The following is a 14,951-nucleotide window of genomic DNA, read 5'->3' as shown; positions in this document are numbered from 1 at the left end:
GCTACACGCGGAAGAACACGGTCTCGTCATCTCCCTGCAGGCGCACGTCGAAACGGTAGTCCGTACCGTCGGCCGCGGCGACGAGCGTGTGCCGCCGCTGCTGCGGAACTGCCGCGAGCACCGGATCGGCGGCGTTGGCCTGCTCCTGCTCGGGGAAGTACACCCGGGTGACCACGCGGGTGAGCATGCCGCGGGCGAGGACCGTCACCGTCAGGTGCGGTGCCTCGGTGCTGCCCTCGGGTGTGGGCAGCGGCCCCGGTTTGACCGTGCGCACCCAGAACGAGCCGTCGGTGCCGGTGGCGCAGCGACCGAAGCCCTGCCACTGCGAGGTCTCGCCGCGCGGGTCGTTCTCGTGGTCGAAGAGCCCCTGGGAGTCGGCCTGCCACGTCTCCACCACGGCGTCGGGCACCGGGTCGCCGTTGCCGTCGAGGACGCGTCCCCGCAGCACGAACGCGCCGGCCGTGCCCTCGGGCACCGCCTCCGGCCCGGCGTCCCACAGGATCCCGCCGGGCAGCGCGAAGAACGGCCCGACCGTCTGCGACGGCGTCGTCGCTGGTCGTGAGCTCATCAGTCGTCGTCCTCCTCGTCGTCCTCGAACGGTGTGGCCGCAGAACCGCGCAGGACGATGTCGAACTTGTAGCTCAGCGCCCACTCGGGAACGGTGGTGTCCAGGTCGAAGCGGGAGATCATCCGGTCGCGGGCCGCCGGGTCGCGCACCGAGTTGAAGATCGGGTCCTGGTAGAACAGCGGATCCCCCGGGAAGTACATCTGGGTGATCAACCGCTGGGTGAAGGCGCGGCCGAACAGGGAGAAGTGGATGTGCGCCGGCCGCCAGGCGTTGTCGTGGTTGCGCCACGGGTAGGCGCCCGGCTTGATCGTGACGAACCGGTAGTTGCCCTGCTCGTCGGTCATGCACCGGCCGGTGCCCGAGAAGTTCGGGTCCAGCGGCGCGGGGTGGCGGTCACCGGCGTGCCGGTAACGTCCCGCGGCGTTGGCCTGCCAGACCTCGACCAGGGTGCGCGGGACGGGTTTGCCGTCCGAATCCAGCACGCGGCCGCTGACGATGATGCGTTCGCCGAGCGGTTCGCCCCCGTGCTGGGCGGTCAGGTCGTGGTCGAGCTCGCCGACGCGGTCGTGCCCCAGCAGCGGGCCGGTCACCTCGGTGAGGTACTGCGGCAGCACCTGCAGCGGTTGCTTCGGATGGCGCAGCGCCGAGGAGCGGTACTCCGGTGTGTCCAACGCGGGGTGCGAATCCTCGTCGGAGGCGTAGGACGGCAGGGTCAGACCCGCGCCGGTGCGGGTGTCGTCGACGGTCATGCTTTCTCCTTCGGATGGCCGGGTCACTCGGCGTGCAGCACGACGGCCAGCCCCTGTCCGACACCGATGCAGATCGCCGCCAGACCCCAGCCACCGCCGGCCCGGCGCAGCTGGTGGGCCAGGGTGCCCAGCACGCGCGCACCGGAGGCGCCGAGCGGATGGCCGATCGCGATGGCCCCGCCCTGCTGGTTGACGATCTCCGGGTCAAGCTCGGGCCAGTCGGCCAGGCAGGCCAGTGACTGGGAGGCGAACGCCTCGTTGAGCTCCACGGCGGTCAGCTCGCCCCAGCCGATGCCGGCGCGTTTCAGCGCGGTGTCGGCCGCCTGCACCGGTCCGATGCCGAACACCTCGGGGGCGACCGCGGCGGCGCCGCGGCTGACCACGCGGGCCAGTGGCCGGGCGCCGAGCTGCTCGGCGGCCTGCTGCCCGCCGAGCAGCAGCGCGGCGGCGCCGTCGTTGAGCGGGGAGGAGTTGCCCGCCGTGACGGTGCCGTCGGCGCGGAAGACCGGTTTGAGCCCGCCGAGCTTCTCCGTCGTGCTGTCCGGCCGGATGCCCTCGTCGCGGGTGACTTCCGTGCCCGGCACCGGCACGACCTCCTCGTCGAAGAGGCCGCCGTCCCAGGCCTGGGCGGCCAGCTGGTGACTGCGGGCGGCGAACTCGTCCTGCCGCGCTCGGCTGATGCCGTAGCGGTCGGCGAGCAGCTCGGCGCTGGATCCGAGCGAGATCGTCCACTCCTCCGGCATGTCCGGATTGACCATGCGCCAGCCGAGCGTGGTGGAGTGCAGCGTTTCGTGCCCGCGGGGGAAGCCGGATTCCGGCTTCGGCAGCACCCACGGTGCGCGGCTCATCGATTCCACACCGCCGGCGACGGCCAACTCGGCGTCGCCGACCTGGATGGTGCGGCTGGCGTTGGCGGCGGCCTCCATGCCCGAACCGCACAGGCGGTTGGTGGTCGCCCCGGGAACGCTCGTGGGCACGCCGGCCAGCAGAGCGGCCATGCGCGCCACGTTGCGGTTGTCCTCACCGGCACCGTTGGCGTCGCCGAACTGGATGTCGTCGATCGCGGACGGGTCCAGCCCGGGGCTGCGCTGCAGCAGCGCACGCAGTACGTGCGCGCCGAGGTCGTCCGGGCGCACCCCGGCCAGGCCCTTGCCGTAGCGGCCGAAGGGCGTGCGCAGCGCGTCGAGTACGTAGACTTCGCTCACCGGGATCCTCCACCGTTCAACGTGGCCTTGAGTTCGCGCAGGACACCGAGCTCGGTGTCGGTGGGTTCGTCCTGCACACCCAGCGTGTCGGCGACGCGCAGGTCCCAGCCGGCGGCTTCGCGGGCCTGCTCGGCGGTGGCCCCGGGGCTGAGCTGGGTCAGCACGAGTTCGGCCGTGCCGGGGTCGGGTTCGAGCACGCCGAGGTCGGTGATGACCTTCGTCGGCCCGCGGCCGCGCAGGCCGAACTTCTCCCGGTCGCCGGGGCCGCTTCCGTAGCCGACCGAGGTGCGGAAGTCGACCTGTTCGACGAAGTTGCGGCGGCTCATGCGCATGACGATGAGCACCTCCCGGCAGGACGCGGCGATCTCCGGGGCCCCGCCCGCACCGGGCAGGCGGACCTTCGGGTCGTCGTAGTCGCCGATGACGGTGCTGTTGATGTTGCCGAAGCGGTCGACCTGCGCACCGCCGAGGAAGCCGACGTCCACCCGGCCGGGCTGCAGCCAGTAGTTGAAGATCTCCGGCACGCTGACCACCGAGTCGGCGGTGTCGGCGAGCACGCCGTCACCGATGGACAGCGGCAGCCGGTCGGGCTTGGTGCCGATCGTGCCGGATTCGTAGAGCAGCACCAACTCGGGTGCGTGGGTGCGCCGCGCCAGGTTGGCCGCGGTGCTGGGCAGGCCGATGCCGACGAAGCAGGCGGCGCCGTCGCGCAGGCTGCGCGAGGCCGCGACGGTCATCATCTCGTCGGAGTCGAACCGCGCGGTGGCGGTGGTGCTGGATTCGGTGGCGGTCAACGCGGGCTCCCTTCCGCGCTCGCTGCGAAGATCTCCGTGTCGAGCCAGTGTTGGAACGCTTCCCGGTCGCGGCCGATCGGGTCCCAGCGCTGGTAGTAGTCGTTGTCCCTCTCGTAGTACCCCTGAGCGTAGGAGGGACGCGCACCGCCGGGTACTTCTGCCACGGCCGAGACGACCCACTTGGGCAGCACGAGCGCGCCCGGGCGCGGCGTGAGCTCGTCGACGACCTCTTCGACGGTGACCAGCGAACGGCTCGAGGCGAGCACGGTCTCCTTCTGCACGCCGGTGATGCCCCACATCTGCACGTTGCCCTGCCGGTCGGCCTGCTGGGCGTGCACGATGCCGACGTCCGGGTTGACCGCGGGGACGGCGGCGAGCTGCTGCCCGGTGAACGGGCACTCCACGGTGCTGATGTTGGCCGTGTGCTCGGGCAGGTCGGTACCGATGTAGCCGCGCAGCACCGCGAACGGCAGTCCCGAGGCTCCCGCCTGGTAGCGGTTGGCCATCCCGGCGTGGCTGTGCTCTTCGATCTCCAGCGGACGCGGCCACTGCTGCTGCACCGCCTCGCGGAACCGGTGCAGCGAGCCGACCCCCGGGTTGCCGCCCCAGGAGAACACGAGCTTGCGCGCGCAGCCGGCGCCGATCATCTGGTCGTAGACGATGTCCGGCGTCATGCGCACCAGCGTCAGGTCCGTGCGGCGCTGCCGGATGATCTCGTGCCCGGCTGCGACGGGGATGAGGTGCGTGAACCCTTCCAGCGCCACCGCGTCCCCGTCGTGGACGAGTTCGGCGACGGCCTCGTCGAGCCGCAGGATGCGTGCCATCCTGACCAACTCCTGTACGCATAGTGAACGTATGTGCTTTATGCGAACGATAGTGAGGTGCGCCTCGCGGGTCAAGACGCGGGTGCGGTCTCATCCCGTGGTGATGTGGCGAGCACTCCGCTCGTCACCAGGACGCTTCGCGGAGCGTGCGAGCCCCTCCGGGTTGGGTGGTGAGCTGAGCCTGCCGCCGGCGGTCGGCGCGTGGGGGCGGTGGTGAGCGCACGGCTGCGGTGTTATGTCCGTTCATTACGTCGTCGAGACATTATGCGCAGCGCTGCGTGTTCCTGTTACCGTACGTCCGTGAAGTCCTCCGCACACAACTCCGAAGCCGTGCGCTCCGAGGGCGCGGCGACCCAGTGGGATCCCGCGCGCGACATCGAGGTGGACAGCTCCAGTCCCGTGCCGCTGTACCACCAGGTCGCCAGCCAGATCGAGAACGCGATCGATGCGGGAGGACTGCCCGTCGGGGCGAAGCTGGACAACGAGGTGGACCTCGCCGCGCGCCTGGGGCTGTCGCGGCCGACCGTCCGGCAGGCGATCGGTGCGCTCGTCGACAAGGGGCTCGTCGTGCGCAAGCGCGGGGCGGGCACCCAGGTCGCCTTCGGTCGGGTGACGCGCTCGCTGCAGCTGAGCAGCCTGTTCGACGATCTGTCCGACATGGACGCCGCGCCGGAAACGCGCGTGGTCGTCAACGAGACCACCGACGTCCCTGCGGAGATCGCCTCGGTGCTGGGGACGGGGCGGCAGGACCAGGTGCTGCACCTGGAACGGGTGCGCTACTCGCGCGGCGAGCCGATCGCGCGCATGGAGAACTACCTGCCGCGGGACCTCCTCCGGCCCGCCGATGCGGACCTGGAGCGCTACGGCCTCTACCAGCTGCTGCGGTCCGCGGGCGTGCGCATGCACGTGGCGCAGCAGAACATCGGCGCGCGCCTGGCCGACGCCCAGGACGCCGAACTGCTCGACGAACCGGAAGGCGCGCCGCTGCTGACGATGAAGCGCACCACGCACGACCAGACCGGCGCGGTGGTGGAGTTCGGCTCGCACGTCTACCGCGCCTCGCGGTACTCGTTCGACCTGACGCTGCGCGGGGACGGCTGAGCGCTTCCCGCTCGCAGCTTCCACGCAGGGCCGGTGGTCGTCGTCCACCGGCCCTGCGTGTGCAACCCCGGATCTTAAAAGTCCATATGTAAAGACTAAATCTTGACATGGGTGTGGCTGCACGGCAACACTGCGGACGTTCGCCAGGGAAGCGAGGTCACAGCGGCCGCCGCAGTGCCGACCGTCCGCGTCCCCGTCCCGGGGATCTTCGAAAAGGAGTTGCCATGCCCAGCGACGCCCCGCACCAGGACACCCGCCTGCGCGTCGGTTCCGCGCCCGACTCCTGGGGCGTGTGGATGCCGGACGACGAGCGCCAGACCCCGTGGTGGCGCTTCCTCGACGAGGTCGCCGAAGCCGGATACCGCTGGATCGAACTCGGCCCGTACGGCTACCTGCCCACCGACCCGCAGCGCCTGTCCGACGAACTGGACAGCCGCGGCCTGGCGGTCTCGGCGGGCACCTGCTTCACCGCCACCCACCACGGCGACGCGGTCTGGCCGGAGACGTGGCAGCACGTGCAGCAGGTCGCCGCGCTGACCACCGCGATGGGTGCGCGCAACCTCGTGGTCATCCCCGGGATGTGGCGCGACCAGGACACCGGCGAACGGGTCGAGGACCGCCACCTCACCGACGAGCAGTGGAAGTCCCTCAGCGCCGGCATCGACCGGCTCGGCCGCGCGCTGTTCGAGGAGTACGGCATCCACCTGCGGTTCCACCCGCACGCCGACACGCACGTGGACACGCAGGAGAACGTGGAGCGCTTCCTGGAGAGCACCGATCCCGACCACGTCAGCCTGTGCTTGGACACCGGCCACATCTCCTACTGCGGCGGCGACAACCTCGCGCTGCTGCGGAAATACCCCGAGCGCATGGGCTACCTGCACCTCAAGCAGGTGCAGCCCGAACTCGTCCGCGAGGTCTGGCGCGCGGACACCTCCTTCGCCGCAGCCGTCCGCAACGGCGTGATGTGCGAACCCCCGCAGGGCGAGCCGGACCTGAACTCGCTCATCGACGCCGCCGCGGACGTCGACGCGGACATGTTCGCGATCGTGGAACAGGACATGTTCCCGTGCCCGCCGGAGCAGCCGCTGCCGATCGCGCAGCGCACCCGGCAGTACCTCAGCCGCTGCGGCGCCGGCTTCCGCTGAGGCGCCGTCCCGCGCGGTCCACTCGGGACCGCGGAAACCGGAGCGCCCGGTTCGCGGCCCCGCCGCAGGGGAAAGGTGCAACGCGTAGCCCTGCCGCACGAGTTCGGGAAGAGGATCCCCATGCGCATCGGACTGCTCGGCGCCGGCCGAATCGGACAGATGCACGGACGCAACCTGCGCGGCGCCTCCCGCGTCGACGAACTGCTCGTGGCCGATGCGGTACCCGAGCGCGCCCGCGGCCTCGCCGCGGAACTGGGGGCCGCTGCCGTGGACAGCCCGCAGGAGGTGTTCGGCGCCGGTGTCGACGGGGTCGTCATCGCCGCGGCCACCGATGCGCACCCCGTCATGCTCGAACTCGCGCTGCAGCACGGGAAACCGGTGTTGTGCGAGAAGCCGATCGCCACCGACCTGGCCGCCACCCGCGTGCTCGTCGAGCGCATCGAACAGGCCGGCCTGGCGGTGCAGATCGGGCTGCAGCGGCGTTTCGACGCCGGGTATCGGGCGGTGCGCGAGCAGGCGCGGGCAGGGCGACTCGGCTGGATCCACAGCCTGCGGGCGGTCACCGCCGACGAGCAACCGCCTCCCGCGGCGTTCATCCCCGCCTCGGGTGGACTGCTGCGCGACTGCAGCATCCACGACTTCGACATGCTCCGGTGGATCACCGGGTCGGAAGTGTCCACAGTGCACGCCCAAGGCGGCAATCGCGGTGCGGCCTACATCGCCGAGGGCGGTGACGTCGACACCGCTGTCGCGGTGGCCACTCTGGACAGCGGAGCCCTGGCCACCGTTTCGGCGAGCCGCTACAACGGCGCCGGCCACGACGTGCGCATGGAGGTGTGCGGTTCGGACGGGGCCGGGTTCGTCGGCCACGACGAGCGGGCGCCGCTGCCGTCGGTCGAGGACGGCATCACCTGGCCGTCCGGACGCCCGTACCGCACCTTCGCCGAGCGGTTCGGTGCCGCCTACCGCGCCGAGGTCGAGGCGTTCACCTCGCTCGTGGCCGGCGAGTCGGCCAACTGCTGCCCGCCGCGCGAGGCGCTGGCGGCGCTGCGCATCGCCGAGGCGGCGCAGCTGTCCCTGCAGCAGGGCCGTCCCGTGCACGTGGCTGAGCTGCGCGGCGAGCCTGAGCGCGCAGCCACGGCAGCCGACTGAGCCCAGCTGCCCCCGGACACCCGCGGGCCCGCGTCGTTTCCGGGCCGCGTCGCCGCCGGCCGAGGTGGGCCGGGGAGGAGACGGGGCAACGGTCTCGCGTTGACCGCACTCGAAAACATTCGTACGATTTCCGGGACCTTGTTCGGAATACCGAATGGAGTGAGGGTGCGCGCGACTCGCGAGTTCCTGCGGCAACTGGGCTGTCCGGCCACTGACACTCCCACGACCAGCGAGAAACGCTTCCCGGACGGGGCGCAGTACCGCGTGGAAATCCCCAGCACCGAAGGTCCCGAGGTACTCGCGGCCGTACTGGACGAAGCCGACCGGCGCGAGGTCACCGTCCACCGCGTCTCCCAGGGCAGCGGAAGCATGCTGCTCACCGATGATGAACTCGAGCGGATGAGCACCACCGCCGCCGCGCGCGAGGTCGAACTCAGCCTGTTCGCCCGCCCGCTGGCCGGCTGGGACACCGGCGGGCTCTGCGCCGCCACCGGCGGCGGGGCGGTCACGGCCCAAGCGCGCGGCACCGAGCAGTTGGTGCACGTGCTCGAAGACGTCCGGCGCAGCGCCGAAGCCGGGGTGCGCAGCGTGCTCATCACCGACCTCGGCGTGCTCCGCGCTGCCGCGGCCATGCGCGAAGCCGGTGACCTGCCCGCCGACGTGCAGTTCAAGGTCAGCGTCCAGATGGGACTGGCCAACCCCGTGTCGGTGCGCCTGGCCGAGGAGCTCGGGGCCGACACCTACAACGTGCCCACCGACCTGAGCATCCCGCAGCTGGCAGCGTTGCGGGATGCGACGAGCCTGCCGCTCGACGTTTACGTCGAATCCCCCGACGATCTCGGCGGTTTCGTGCGCCACTACGAAATCGCCGAGATCGTCCGCGTCGCCGCGCCCGTGCACGTCAAGTTCGGCCTGCGCAACGCGCCGAACATCTACCCCAGCGGCACGCACCTGCAAGACACCGCCGTGGCCCTGGCCCGCGAGCGCGTGCGCCGCGCCCGCATCGGACTGGACCTGCTGCACCGCTACGCCCCGGACAGCGCACCGTCCCCGCTGCCGGCCACGGGAGCGGCCGTGCCCAGCGCCGGAACATGACCTCACCGCAGCAGCTGCGGAAGAAGTCACGCGCCGTCGCCGTCGACGGCCCGAGCGCCTGCGCACCACCCCGGCCGGACCCGGCCACCCGAAGCGGGACACGCGTGGCACACCTCGGGGCAGCGCCGGAGCGATACGGTGAGGGTGGTGCTGCACCCCTGAGCGACGCGAACGGAGGGCGCATGAGCCAGCGCGCCGAGCCCATCACCGAAGCCTGCGCCCATCACGGCGAAGGTCCCGTCTGGCATCCCACGTGGCCGGGACCGCGGTGGGTCGACATGCACGCGGGCGACGTGCTGACCCTGCACCGCGCCACGGGCGAGGTCAGCCGCACCCACGTGGGCGAGGTCGCTGCGATGCTGCGGCCGCGCTCGGCCGGCGGGGTCGTGCTGGCGCTGGAACGCGGCTTCGCCCTCGCCGACGACGACCTCGGCAACCTGTTCCCGTTCGAACCACTGTGGACCGACCCGTCGGTGCGCATGAACGAGGGGGGATGCGCCCCCGACGGGAGCCTGTTCTGCGGATCGATGGCCAAGTCCGAAGCCCCCGAGGAGGGATCGCTGTTCCGCCTCGATCCGCTGGGGGAGGTGACCATCGCCATCCCCGAGGTGACCGTGTCGAACGGGTTCGCCTTCAGCCCGGACGGCGGCACCGCCTACTACGTGGACACGCCCACCCAGTGCGTCGACGCCTTCGACTACGCCGACTACCAGCTGCAGCGGCGCCGCACCGTGGTCCGCATCGATCCGGCCGACGGCGCGCCGGACGGGTTGACCGTGGACGCGCAGGGCGACATCTGGGTCGCGCTGTGGGGTGGGGCAGCGGTGCGCCACTACACGCCCGAAGGCCGCCTCGTGGCCACCTACGAGGTTCCCGCGCCGCGCGTGACGGCGTGCACCTTCGGCGGGGACGACTACGACGAGCTGTTCATCACCACCTCCCAGGTGGACACCGACCTGGAGCAGCATCCGCACGCCGGGGCGCTGTTCCGGATCGCCGATGTCGGCCCGGGCGCGCCGGTCCTGCCCTACGGCGGCTGACCCCTTCCCTCCGGCGGCTGACCCTGCACGGCCCGATGTCCACCGGCGATCCCGGTTGACCCGGCGCGTGCGCACCGTGGCAGGATCTGGCCGGTTCTCCGGCGCTGGAAGGGAGGGGCTCCGTGCACGTGCTCGGTCTCGACTCCTCGACGCAGTCCACCAAGGCGGTGCTGGTCGACGCCGACAGCGGCGCGATCGCCGCACAAGGACAGGCAGCGCATCCGGAGGGGACCGAGGTCCCGCCGCAGGCCTGGTGGGACGCCGCGCAGGAGGCGGTGCGCCAAGCGCTGGCCGATGCGCCCGACCGGTCCGTGGCGGCCGTGTCCGTCGCGGGCCAGCAGCACGGCATGGTTGCCGTGGACGCGGCGGGCCGGCCGGTCCGCGACGCCCTGCTGTGGAACGACACGCGTTCGGCCGAGCAGGCGCGCGGCCTCACCACCCGCCACGGAGCCGCGACCTGGGCCCGGCGCACCGGCCTCGTCCCGGTCCCCAGCTTCACCGTGACCAAGCTGGCGTGGTTGGCCGAGCAGGAACCGCGCAACGCCGACCGCGTGGAGCAGGTGATGCTTCCGCACGACTGGGTCACCTGGCAGTTCGGCGGGGCGCGCACCGAGGTGTGCACCGACCGCGGTGACGCCTCCGGCACGGGATACTTCGCCCCGAGCACCGGCGCGTGGCTGCCCGACCTGCTCGCCGACGCGATGGGCGGGCGCCGCCCGCGGCTGCCGCGCGTGCTCGGCCCCGCCGAGAACGGCGGCATCGCAGAGCTGTCCGAGGTCTCCGGTGCGCTGCTGGCACCCGGCACCGGCGACAACATGGCCGGGGCGCTGGGGCTCGGTGCGCAGCCCGGCGACGTCGTCGTCTCCCTGGGCACCTCGGGGACCGCGTTCGCCGTCACCGACGGGGCGACCGCCGATCCGAGCGGCACGGTCGCCGGCTTCTGCGACGCCACCGGCCGCTACCTGCCGCTGGTGTGCACGCTCAACGCCGCGCGCGTGCTCAGCGCGACCGCGGAGATGCTCGGCACCGACCTGGCCGGGTTGGACGAGCTCGCCCTCGAAGCCGCTCCGGGCGCTGGCGGGCTGACCCTGCTGCCCTACCTCGAAGGGGAGCGCACACCGGATTTGCCGGAGGCGACCGGCACGCTCGCCGGGTTGCGGCGGGCGAACATGACCCCGCAGAACCTCGCCCGGGCCGCGGTCGAGGGGATGCTCTGCGGCTTGGCCGACGGAGTGGATGCGCTGCGCGAAACCGGCCTCGAAGTGCGCCGCGTGCTGCTCATCGGCGGTGCGGCCAAGTCGGCTGCGGTCGAGGAGGTCGCGGCTGAGCTGTTCGGCGTCGGTGTGCAGATCCCGGATCCGGCCGAGTACGTCGCGCTCGGTGCGGCGAAGCAGGCCGCGTGGGTGGCTGGCGGGGAGGACGAGCCCCCGGAGTGGCCGTTGCGCGGTCGGGCGGTGCAGCCGCAGGACGTCGAAACCGGAGCGGCGGTGCGGGCCGAGTACGCGCAGGCGCGGGCCGCCATCGCCGGCGTGTAGCCCACGTTCGCCCGATCGGGTGGGAACCGGCCGTGTGCCGCACCGAGGCCGCCGGGTGGAACGCGAGGATGCCCGCATGAGCGAACGGGACGACTCCGGAAGTGCTGGCGAGGCTCACCGCGGTTCCGGGCAACGCCGTCAGGCCGGGCGCACGCGCACCGGCGGGATCTGGGTGGCCGTCGTCGTCGCGGCGGTCGTGCTCGCCTTCCTGCTGGTGTTCATCCTGCAGAACTCCGAGGCCATCACGGTCCGGTTCCTGTGGATGCAAGGCCAACTGCCCGCCGGTGTGGCGTTGCTGTTCGGAGCCCTGGCCGGCGCGCTGCTGGTAGCACTGATCGGAACGGCCCGCATCCTGCAGCTGCGGCACGCCGCTCGGCGCCACCGGCGGCGAGGCCGCCCGCGCCTGTTCCGCCGCACCGCCTCCTCGTAGGGAGTTCCCAGCGGTGCAGCCGCACACCCACTTTCTGGAACGACTCCAGAGAGCACAATTTTCATGAAAATTGGGAGTTGTCCCCACACGTTTGCAGGATGAATCCTCCCCACACGATCGTGGGCCGTGTGGGGTGCATCGAGGGATCGGCCTCGGCTGGTACCAGGGATCAGTCGGCCGGCGAGGGGCCAGCCGGTCGGCGCTGTGGGCGGCGCCGGGGTGGCAGGGGCACTCGGCTGAGGTCCTCGGCCACGTGCACCGGTCCGTCGAACACGGCCGCGGCTTCCGCAGCGAACCACTGCGGATCTTCGTAGCGCTGCGAGAAGTGCGTCAACACCAGCGCACCCGCGCGGCACTCGGCGGCGACGCGCGCGGCCTGCGCAGCGGTCAGATGGCGGTATTCCGCTGCCAACCGCGCGTCCTGGTCGAGGAACGTGGACTCCACCACGAGCAGGTCCACCCCCTCGGCGAGGGCGAACACCGCGTCGCACAACCGGGTATCCATGATGAACGCGGCTTTCTGCCCGGGGCGGTGCACGCTGACCTCGGCCAAGTCGACCCTGCGATCACCGAGCTGCAATGCCCCCGCGCGCTGCAGCTGCCCGACCTGCGGGCCGCTGATGCCGTGCCGCGCCAGCTCCTCGGGCAGGATCCGCCGCCCGTCCGGCTCCACCAAGCGGTAGCCGAAGGTCTCGACCCGGTGATCCAACCGTCGCGCGTGCAGCGTGCCGAACGCGCCCGAGGCGAGCACCCCGTCCTCGCGGATCGGATGCTGGTGCAGGTCCAGCCCGTCGGAGAACACCGACGCGTGCCGCAGGTGGTGGAAGTGCTCGCTTCCGGAGGCGGGGTAGTGCGCGTGCACCGGCCGCGCCACGCCGTCCAGGGATATCCGCTGCAGCACCCCCGGCACGCCCAGGCAGTGGTCGCCGTGGAAGTGCGTCAGGCAGAGGTGGTGGACCTCGTGCGCCCGGGCGCCGGCGAAGGTCATCTGCCGCTGCGTTCCTTCGCCCGGGTCGAACAGGAAGCCGGTGCCGCCCCACCGCAGCAGGTAGCCGTTGTGGTTGCGGTGTTTGGTCGGCACCTGGCTGGCGGTGCCGAGCACGAGGAGTTCGCGCTGCGACATCACCACAGGTTAGGACACCTCGGACAGCAGCCGGTGCGCGGCGTCGGTGTCGATGATCAGGCTGGTGATGATCCCCGAGCGCAACATCGCGGCGATCGCCGGTGCTTTCGCGGTGCCGTAGCCGAGTCCGATGACTTCGCCGATCTCGCGCAGCTGGTCGCTGCCGATGGCGAGGATGTGGTCGACGAGGTCGCAGGAGACGGGCGCACCGGTGTCGTCGAAGACGCGCCCGGCGATTTCGGCGACGGCGCCGGCGCGGGCGAGTTCGTCCCGTTCGGACTCGCCGATCGTGTCGTACACCGTGGACTCGCCGTTGCTCCAAGCGCCGATGCTGACCACGGCGGTGGTGATGCGGCCGAACTGGTCGAAGGTTTCGGCGATTCCCGACTGGCTGCGCAGCACGTCGGTGGTGCGCCGATCGGGCAGCACGAGCGGGCCGTAGATCGGGTAGGGCGTGCCGCCGCTGGAAGCGGCGACGTGGCGCACGGTTTCGACGGTGCGGTCGCGCATGTCCATGCCGGCGTGCACTCCGCACAGCTGCACCACGGGGCAAGCCGGTAGTTCGCCGACCGCGGCGGCCATCGCGTTGACCGTGCGGGCCCAGGCCAGCCCGAGCACGTCCTCGGCGGAGAGCAGGTCTGCGAGCAGGGTGGCGGCGAGCGCGCCGATGCGTTCGCGCAGCACCTGCCGCGGGTCCTCGGTGTGCGCGCGGTCGAGCACGAGTACCCGGCGCAGTCCGTAGGCGCGCGCGACCGCGTCGCCGAGTCCCGGGTCCACCGGCAGCGGCAGGTCGAACTCCACGCGCACCAGTCCGCTCTGCTGGGCGGCGCTGATCAGGCGTGCGACCTTGAAGCGGCTCAGGTCGAGATCCGCGGCGATGTCGATCTTGGACTCGCCGAGCACGAGGTGGCGATGCGCCGCGGTCGCGGCGCGCAGTGCGGAATCGGTGTCCCATTGAGTGCTCATAAGAGCATTTTAAACGCCGAACTGCTTCGGGAGTTGACGCACTGGCCTCGTTCCCTCTTCAATTCCCCGGCAAGCGCGAATCAACCAGGGAACATGATGCTCAGAAGAGCGAAAGGGGAAACATGCGCGCGGCGATCATCGACAAGCCCGGAGAGCTCAGGGTGGATACCGTTGCGGATCCGGCGCCGCAACCGGACGAGCTCGTGGTGCAGGTGGGTGCGTGCGGCATCTGCGGCACGGACGTGCACATCGCCGACGGCGAGTTCCCACCCACGCCGTACCCCATCGTTCCCGGGCACGAGTTCGCCGGCGAGGTCGTTGCCGTTGGTTCGGCCGTACGCGGGGAATGGCGCACCGGCGACCGCGTCGCCGTGGACCCCTCGCGGTTCTGCGGCCGCTGCGGACCGTGCCGGTCCGGGCACGGCAACCTCTGCGCCGCGTGGAACGCCACCGGCGACACGGTCGACGGAGCATTCGCCGAGTACGTGGCCGTTCCCGCCGCGACCTGCTACCGCATGCCTGCGGGGATGACATTCCAGCAGGGCGCCATGGTCGAACCGGTCTCGTGCGCCGTGCACGGCATCCGCCGCATCGGCGTGGAAGTGGGAGAGCGGTTCCTCGTCACCGGGGCGGGCACGATGGGACTGATCATGCAACAGCTGCTGCAGCGCTCCGGAGCCGTGGTCACCGTCGTCGACCGCAACGCCGAACGCCTCGACAGGGCCCGCGCGCTCGGAGCGCACGCCGTCGCCGGCGACCTCACCGAGCTCGACGAGCGTTTCGAAGCCGCGATCGACTGCACCGGCGCAGCACCCGCGATCGAAGGAGCCTGCGAGGCCCTCGACCGCGGTGGGCGCCTGCTCATCTTCGGCGTGGCCGCTGAACAGGAGCGCGTGCGACTGTCGCCGTTTCGCATCTACAACGACGAACTCACCATCGTCGGCTCCATGGCCGTGCTGCACAGCTACGGCCGCGCGCTCGAACTCGTCGGCAGCGGCGCGGTCGACACCGACGCGCTGGTCACCGACACGCTCCCGCTCGAGCACTTCGACGACGCGCTCGCCCGGATGCGCGCCGGAACGGGGCTGAAAATCCAGGTCTGCCCGGCAGGGCCCGATGCGTGGTAGACGCGGGCCCGCAGCGGAGGGCGCAGTCTTCTCGCGCTGCTGACCACCGGCGTGCTGCTGGTGGTCAGCGGCTGCGCCGGAGCCGGGGAACTGG

At 71.5% G+C, this 14,951-nt stretch carries 15 protein-coding genes; 8 read left to right on the top strand and 7 right to left on the bottom strand.

Translation table 11 applies throughout. The features are described from left to right. Position 1: 1 nt before the first annotated feature. From pcaG to ACVGV2_RS10565, 5 genes are read right to left on the bottom strand one after another with little or no spacing between them, the layout of a single operon-like run. A complete protein-coding gene (gene pcaG, locus ACVGV2_RS10585; protein ID WP_459162202.1) occupies positions 2-568 on the bottom strand; it encodes a protocatechuate 3,4-dioxygenase subunit alpha in 567 nt (188 codons plus the stop codon). Continuing rightward, a complete protein-coding gene (gene pcaH, locus ACVGV2_RS10580; RefSeq protein ID WP_459162201.1) occupies positions 568-1,317 on the bottom strand; it encodes a protocatechuate 3,4-dioxygenase subunit beta in 750 nt (249 codons plus the stop codon). The genes pcaG and pcaH overlap by 1 nt, the downstream gene beginning before the upstream one ends. Positions 1,318-1,340: 23 nt before the next feature. Beyond that, positions 1,341-2,522 (bottom strand): thiolase family protein, encoded by a 1,182-nt coding sequence (locus ACVGV2_RS10575; RefSeq protein ID WP_459162200.1) that lies wholly within the window; start codon positions 2,520-2,522, stop codon positions 1,341-1,343. Then, positions 2,519-3,262, bottom strand: coding sequence for a CoA-transferase subunit beta (locus tag ACVGV2_RS10570; RefSeq protein WP_459165954.1), 744 nt, complete (start codon positions 3,260-3,262; stop codon positions 2,519-2,521). The genes ACVGV2_RS10575 and ACVGV2_RS10570 overlap by 4 nt, the downstream gene beginning before the upstream one ends. 50 nt (positions 3,263-3,312) lie before the next feature. Beyond that, complete coding sequence (locus tag ACVGV2_RS10565; RefSeq protein ID WP_459162199.1) at positions 3,313-4,140, bottom strand: CoA transferase subunit A; 828 nt, start codon at positions 4,138-4,140, stop codon at positions 3,313-3,315. Between the two features lie 300 nt (positions 4,141-4,440). Between ACVGV2_RS10565 and ACVGV2_RS10560 the strand changes: the two genes are divergently transcribed. The 7 genes from ACVGV2_RS10560 to ACVGV2_RS10530 all read left to right on the top strand — a co-directional run bounded on the left by ACVGV2_RS10560 (position 4,441) and on the right by ACVGV2_RS10530 (position 11,641). Further along, positions 4,441-5,241 (top strand): GntR family transcriptional regulator, encoded by an 801-nt coding sequence (locus ACVGV2_RS10560; protein ID WP_459162198.1) that lies wholly within the window; start codon positions 4,441-4,443, stop codon positions 5,239-5,241. Positions 5,242-5,465: 224 nt separating this feature from the next. Continuing rightward, a complete protein-coding gene (locus tag ACVGV2_RS10555) occupies positions 5,466-6,389 on the top strand; it encodes a sugar phosphate isomerase/epimerase family protein (protein WP_459162197.1) in 924 nt (307 codons plus the stop codon). A 120-nt stretch (positions 6,390-6,509) separates the two neighbouring features. Further along, positions 6,510-7,541, top strand: a complete 1,032-nt coding sequence (locus tag ACVGV2_RS10550; protein ID WP_459162196.1) for a Gfo/Idh/MocA family protein — start codon at positions 6,510-6,512, stop codon at positions 7,539-7,541. Positions 7,542-7,706: 165 nt separating this feature from the next. Next, positions 7,707-8,636: a U32 family peptidase gene (locus ACVGV2_RS10545; RefSeq protein ID WP_459162195.1), complete on the top strand. Its 930-nt coding sequence runs from the start codon at positions 7,707-7,709 to the stop codon at positions 8,634-8,636. Between the two features lie 182 nt (positions 8,637-8,818). Continuing rightward, the gene (locus ACVGV2_RS10540; RefSeq protein ID WP_459162194.1) at positions 8,819-9,676 is read left to right on the top strand and encodes an SMP-30/gluconolactonase/LRE family protein; all 858 of its coding nucleotides are present in this window, start codon (positions 8,819-8,821) and stop codon (positions 9,674-9,676) included. Positions 9,677-9,798: 122 nt separating this feature from the next. Then, positions 9,799-11,211, top strand: a complete 1,413-nt coding sequence (gene xylB, locus ACVGV2_RS10535) for a xylulokinase (protein WP_459162193.1) — start codon at positions 9,799-9,801, stop codon at positions 11,209-11,211. Between the two features lie 76 nt (positions 11,212-11,287). Beyond that, entirely contained in the window at positions 11,288-11,641 is a 354-nt protein-coding gene (locus ACVGV2_RS10530; protein ID WP_459162192.1) for a lipopolysaccharide assembly protein LapA domain-containing protein, read from the top strand. 169 nt (positions 11,642-11,810) lie between these two features. Here ACVGV2_RS10530 and ACVGV2_RS10525 read toward each other — a convergent pair whose 3' ends face one another. Then, complete coding sequence (locus ACVGV2_RS10525) at positions 11,811-12,764, bottom strand: ribonuclease Z (protein WP_459162191.1); 954 nt, start codon at positions 12,762-12,764, stop codon at positions 11,811-11,813. A gap of 9 nt (positions 12,765-12,773) precedes the next feature. Beyond that, the gene (locus ACVGV2_RS10520) at positions 12,774-13,730 is read right to left on the bottom strand and encodes a sugar-binding transcriptional regulator (protein WP_459162190.1); all 957 of its coding nucleotides are present in this window, start codon (positions 13,728-13,730) and stop codon (positions 12,774-12,776) included. A 122-nt stretch (positions 13,731-13,852) separates the two neighbouring features. Between ACVGV2_RS10520 and ACVGV2_RS10515 the strand changes: the two genes are divergently transcribed. Further along, positions 13,853-14,857, top strand: coding sequence for a zinc-dependent alcohol dehydrogenase family protein (locus tag ACVGV2_RS10515; protein WP_459162189.1), 1,005 nt, complete (start codon positions 13,853-13,855; stop codon positions 14,855-14,857). Positions 14,858-14,951 lie beyond the last annotated feature (94 nt).

This window comes from Bounagaea algeriensis (assembly GCF_054491375.1).
This window is presented reverse-complemented; position numbering and strand designations above follow the sequence as displayed.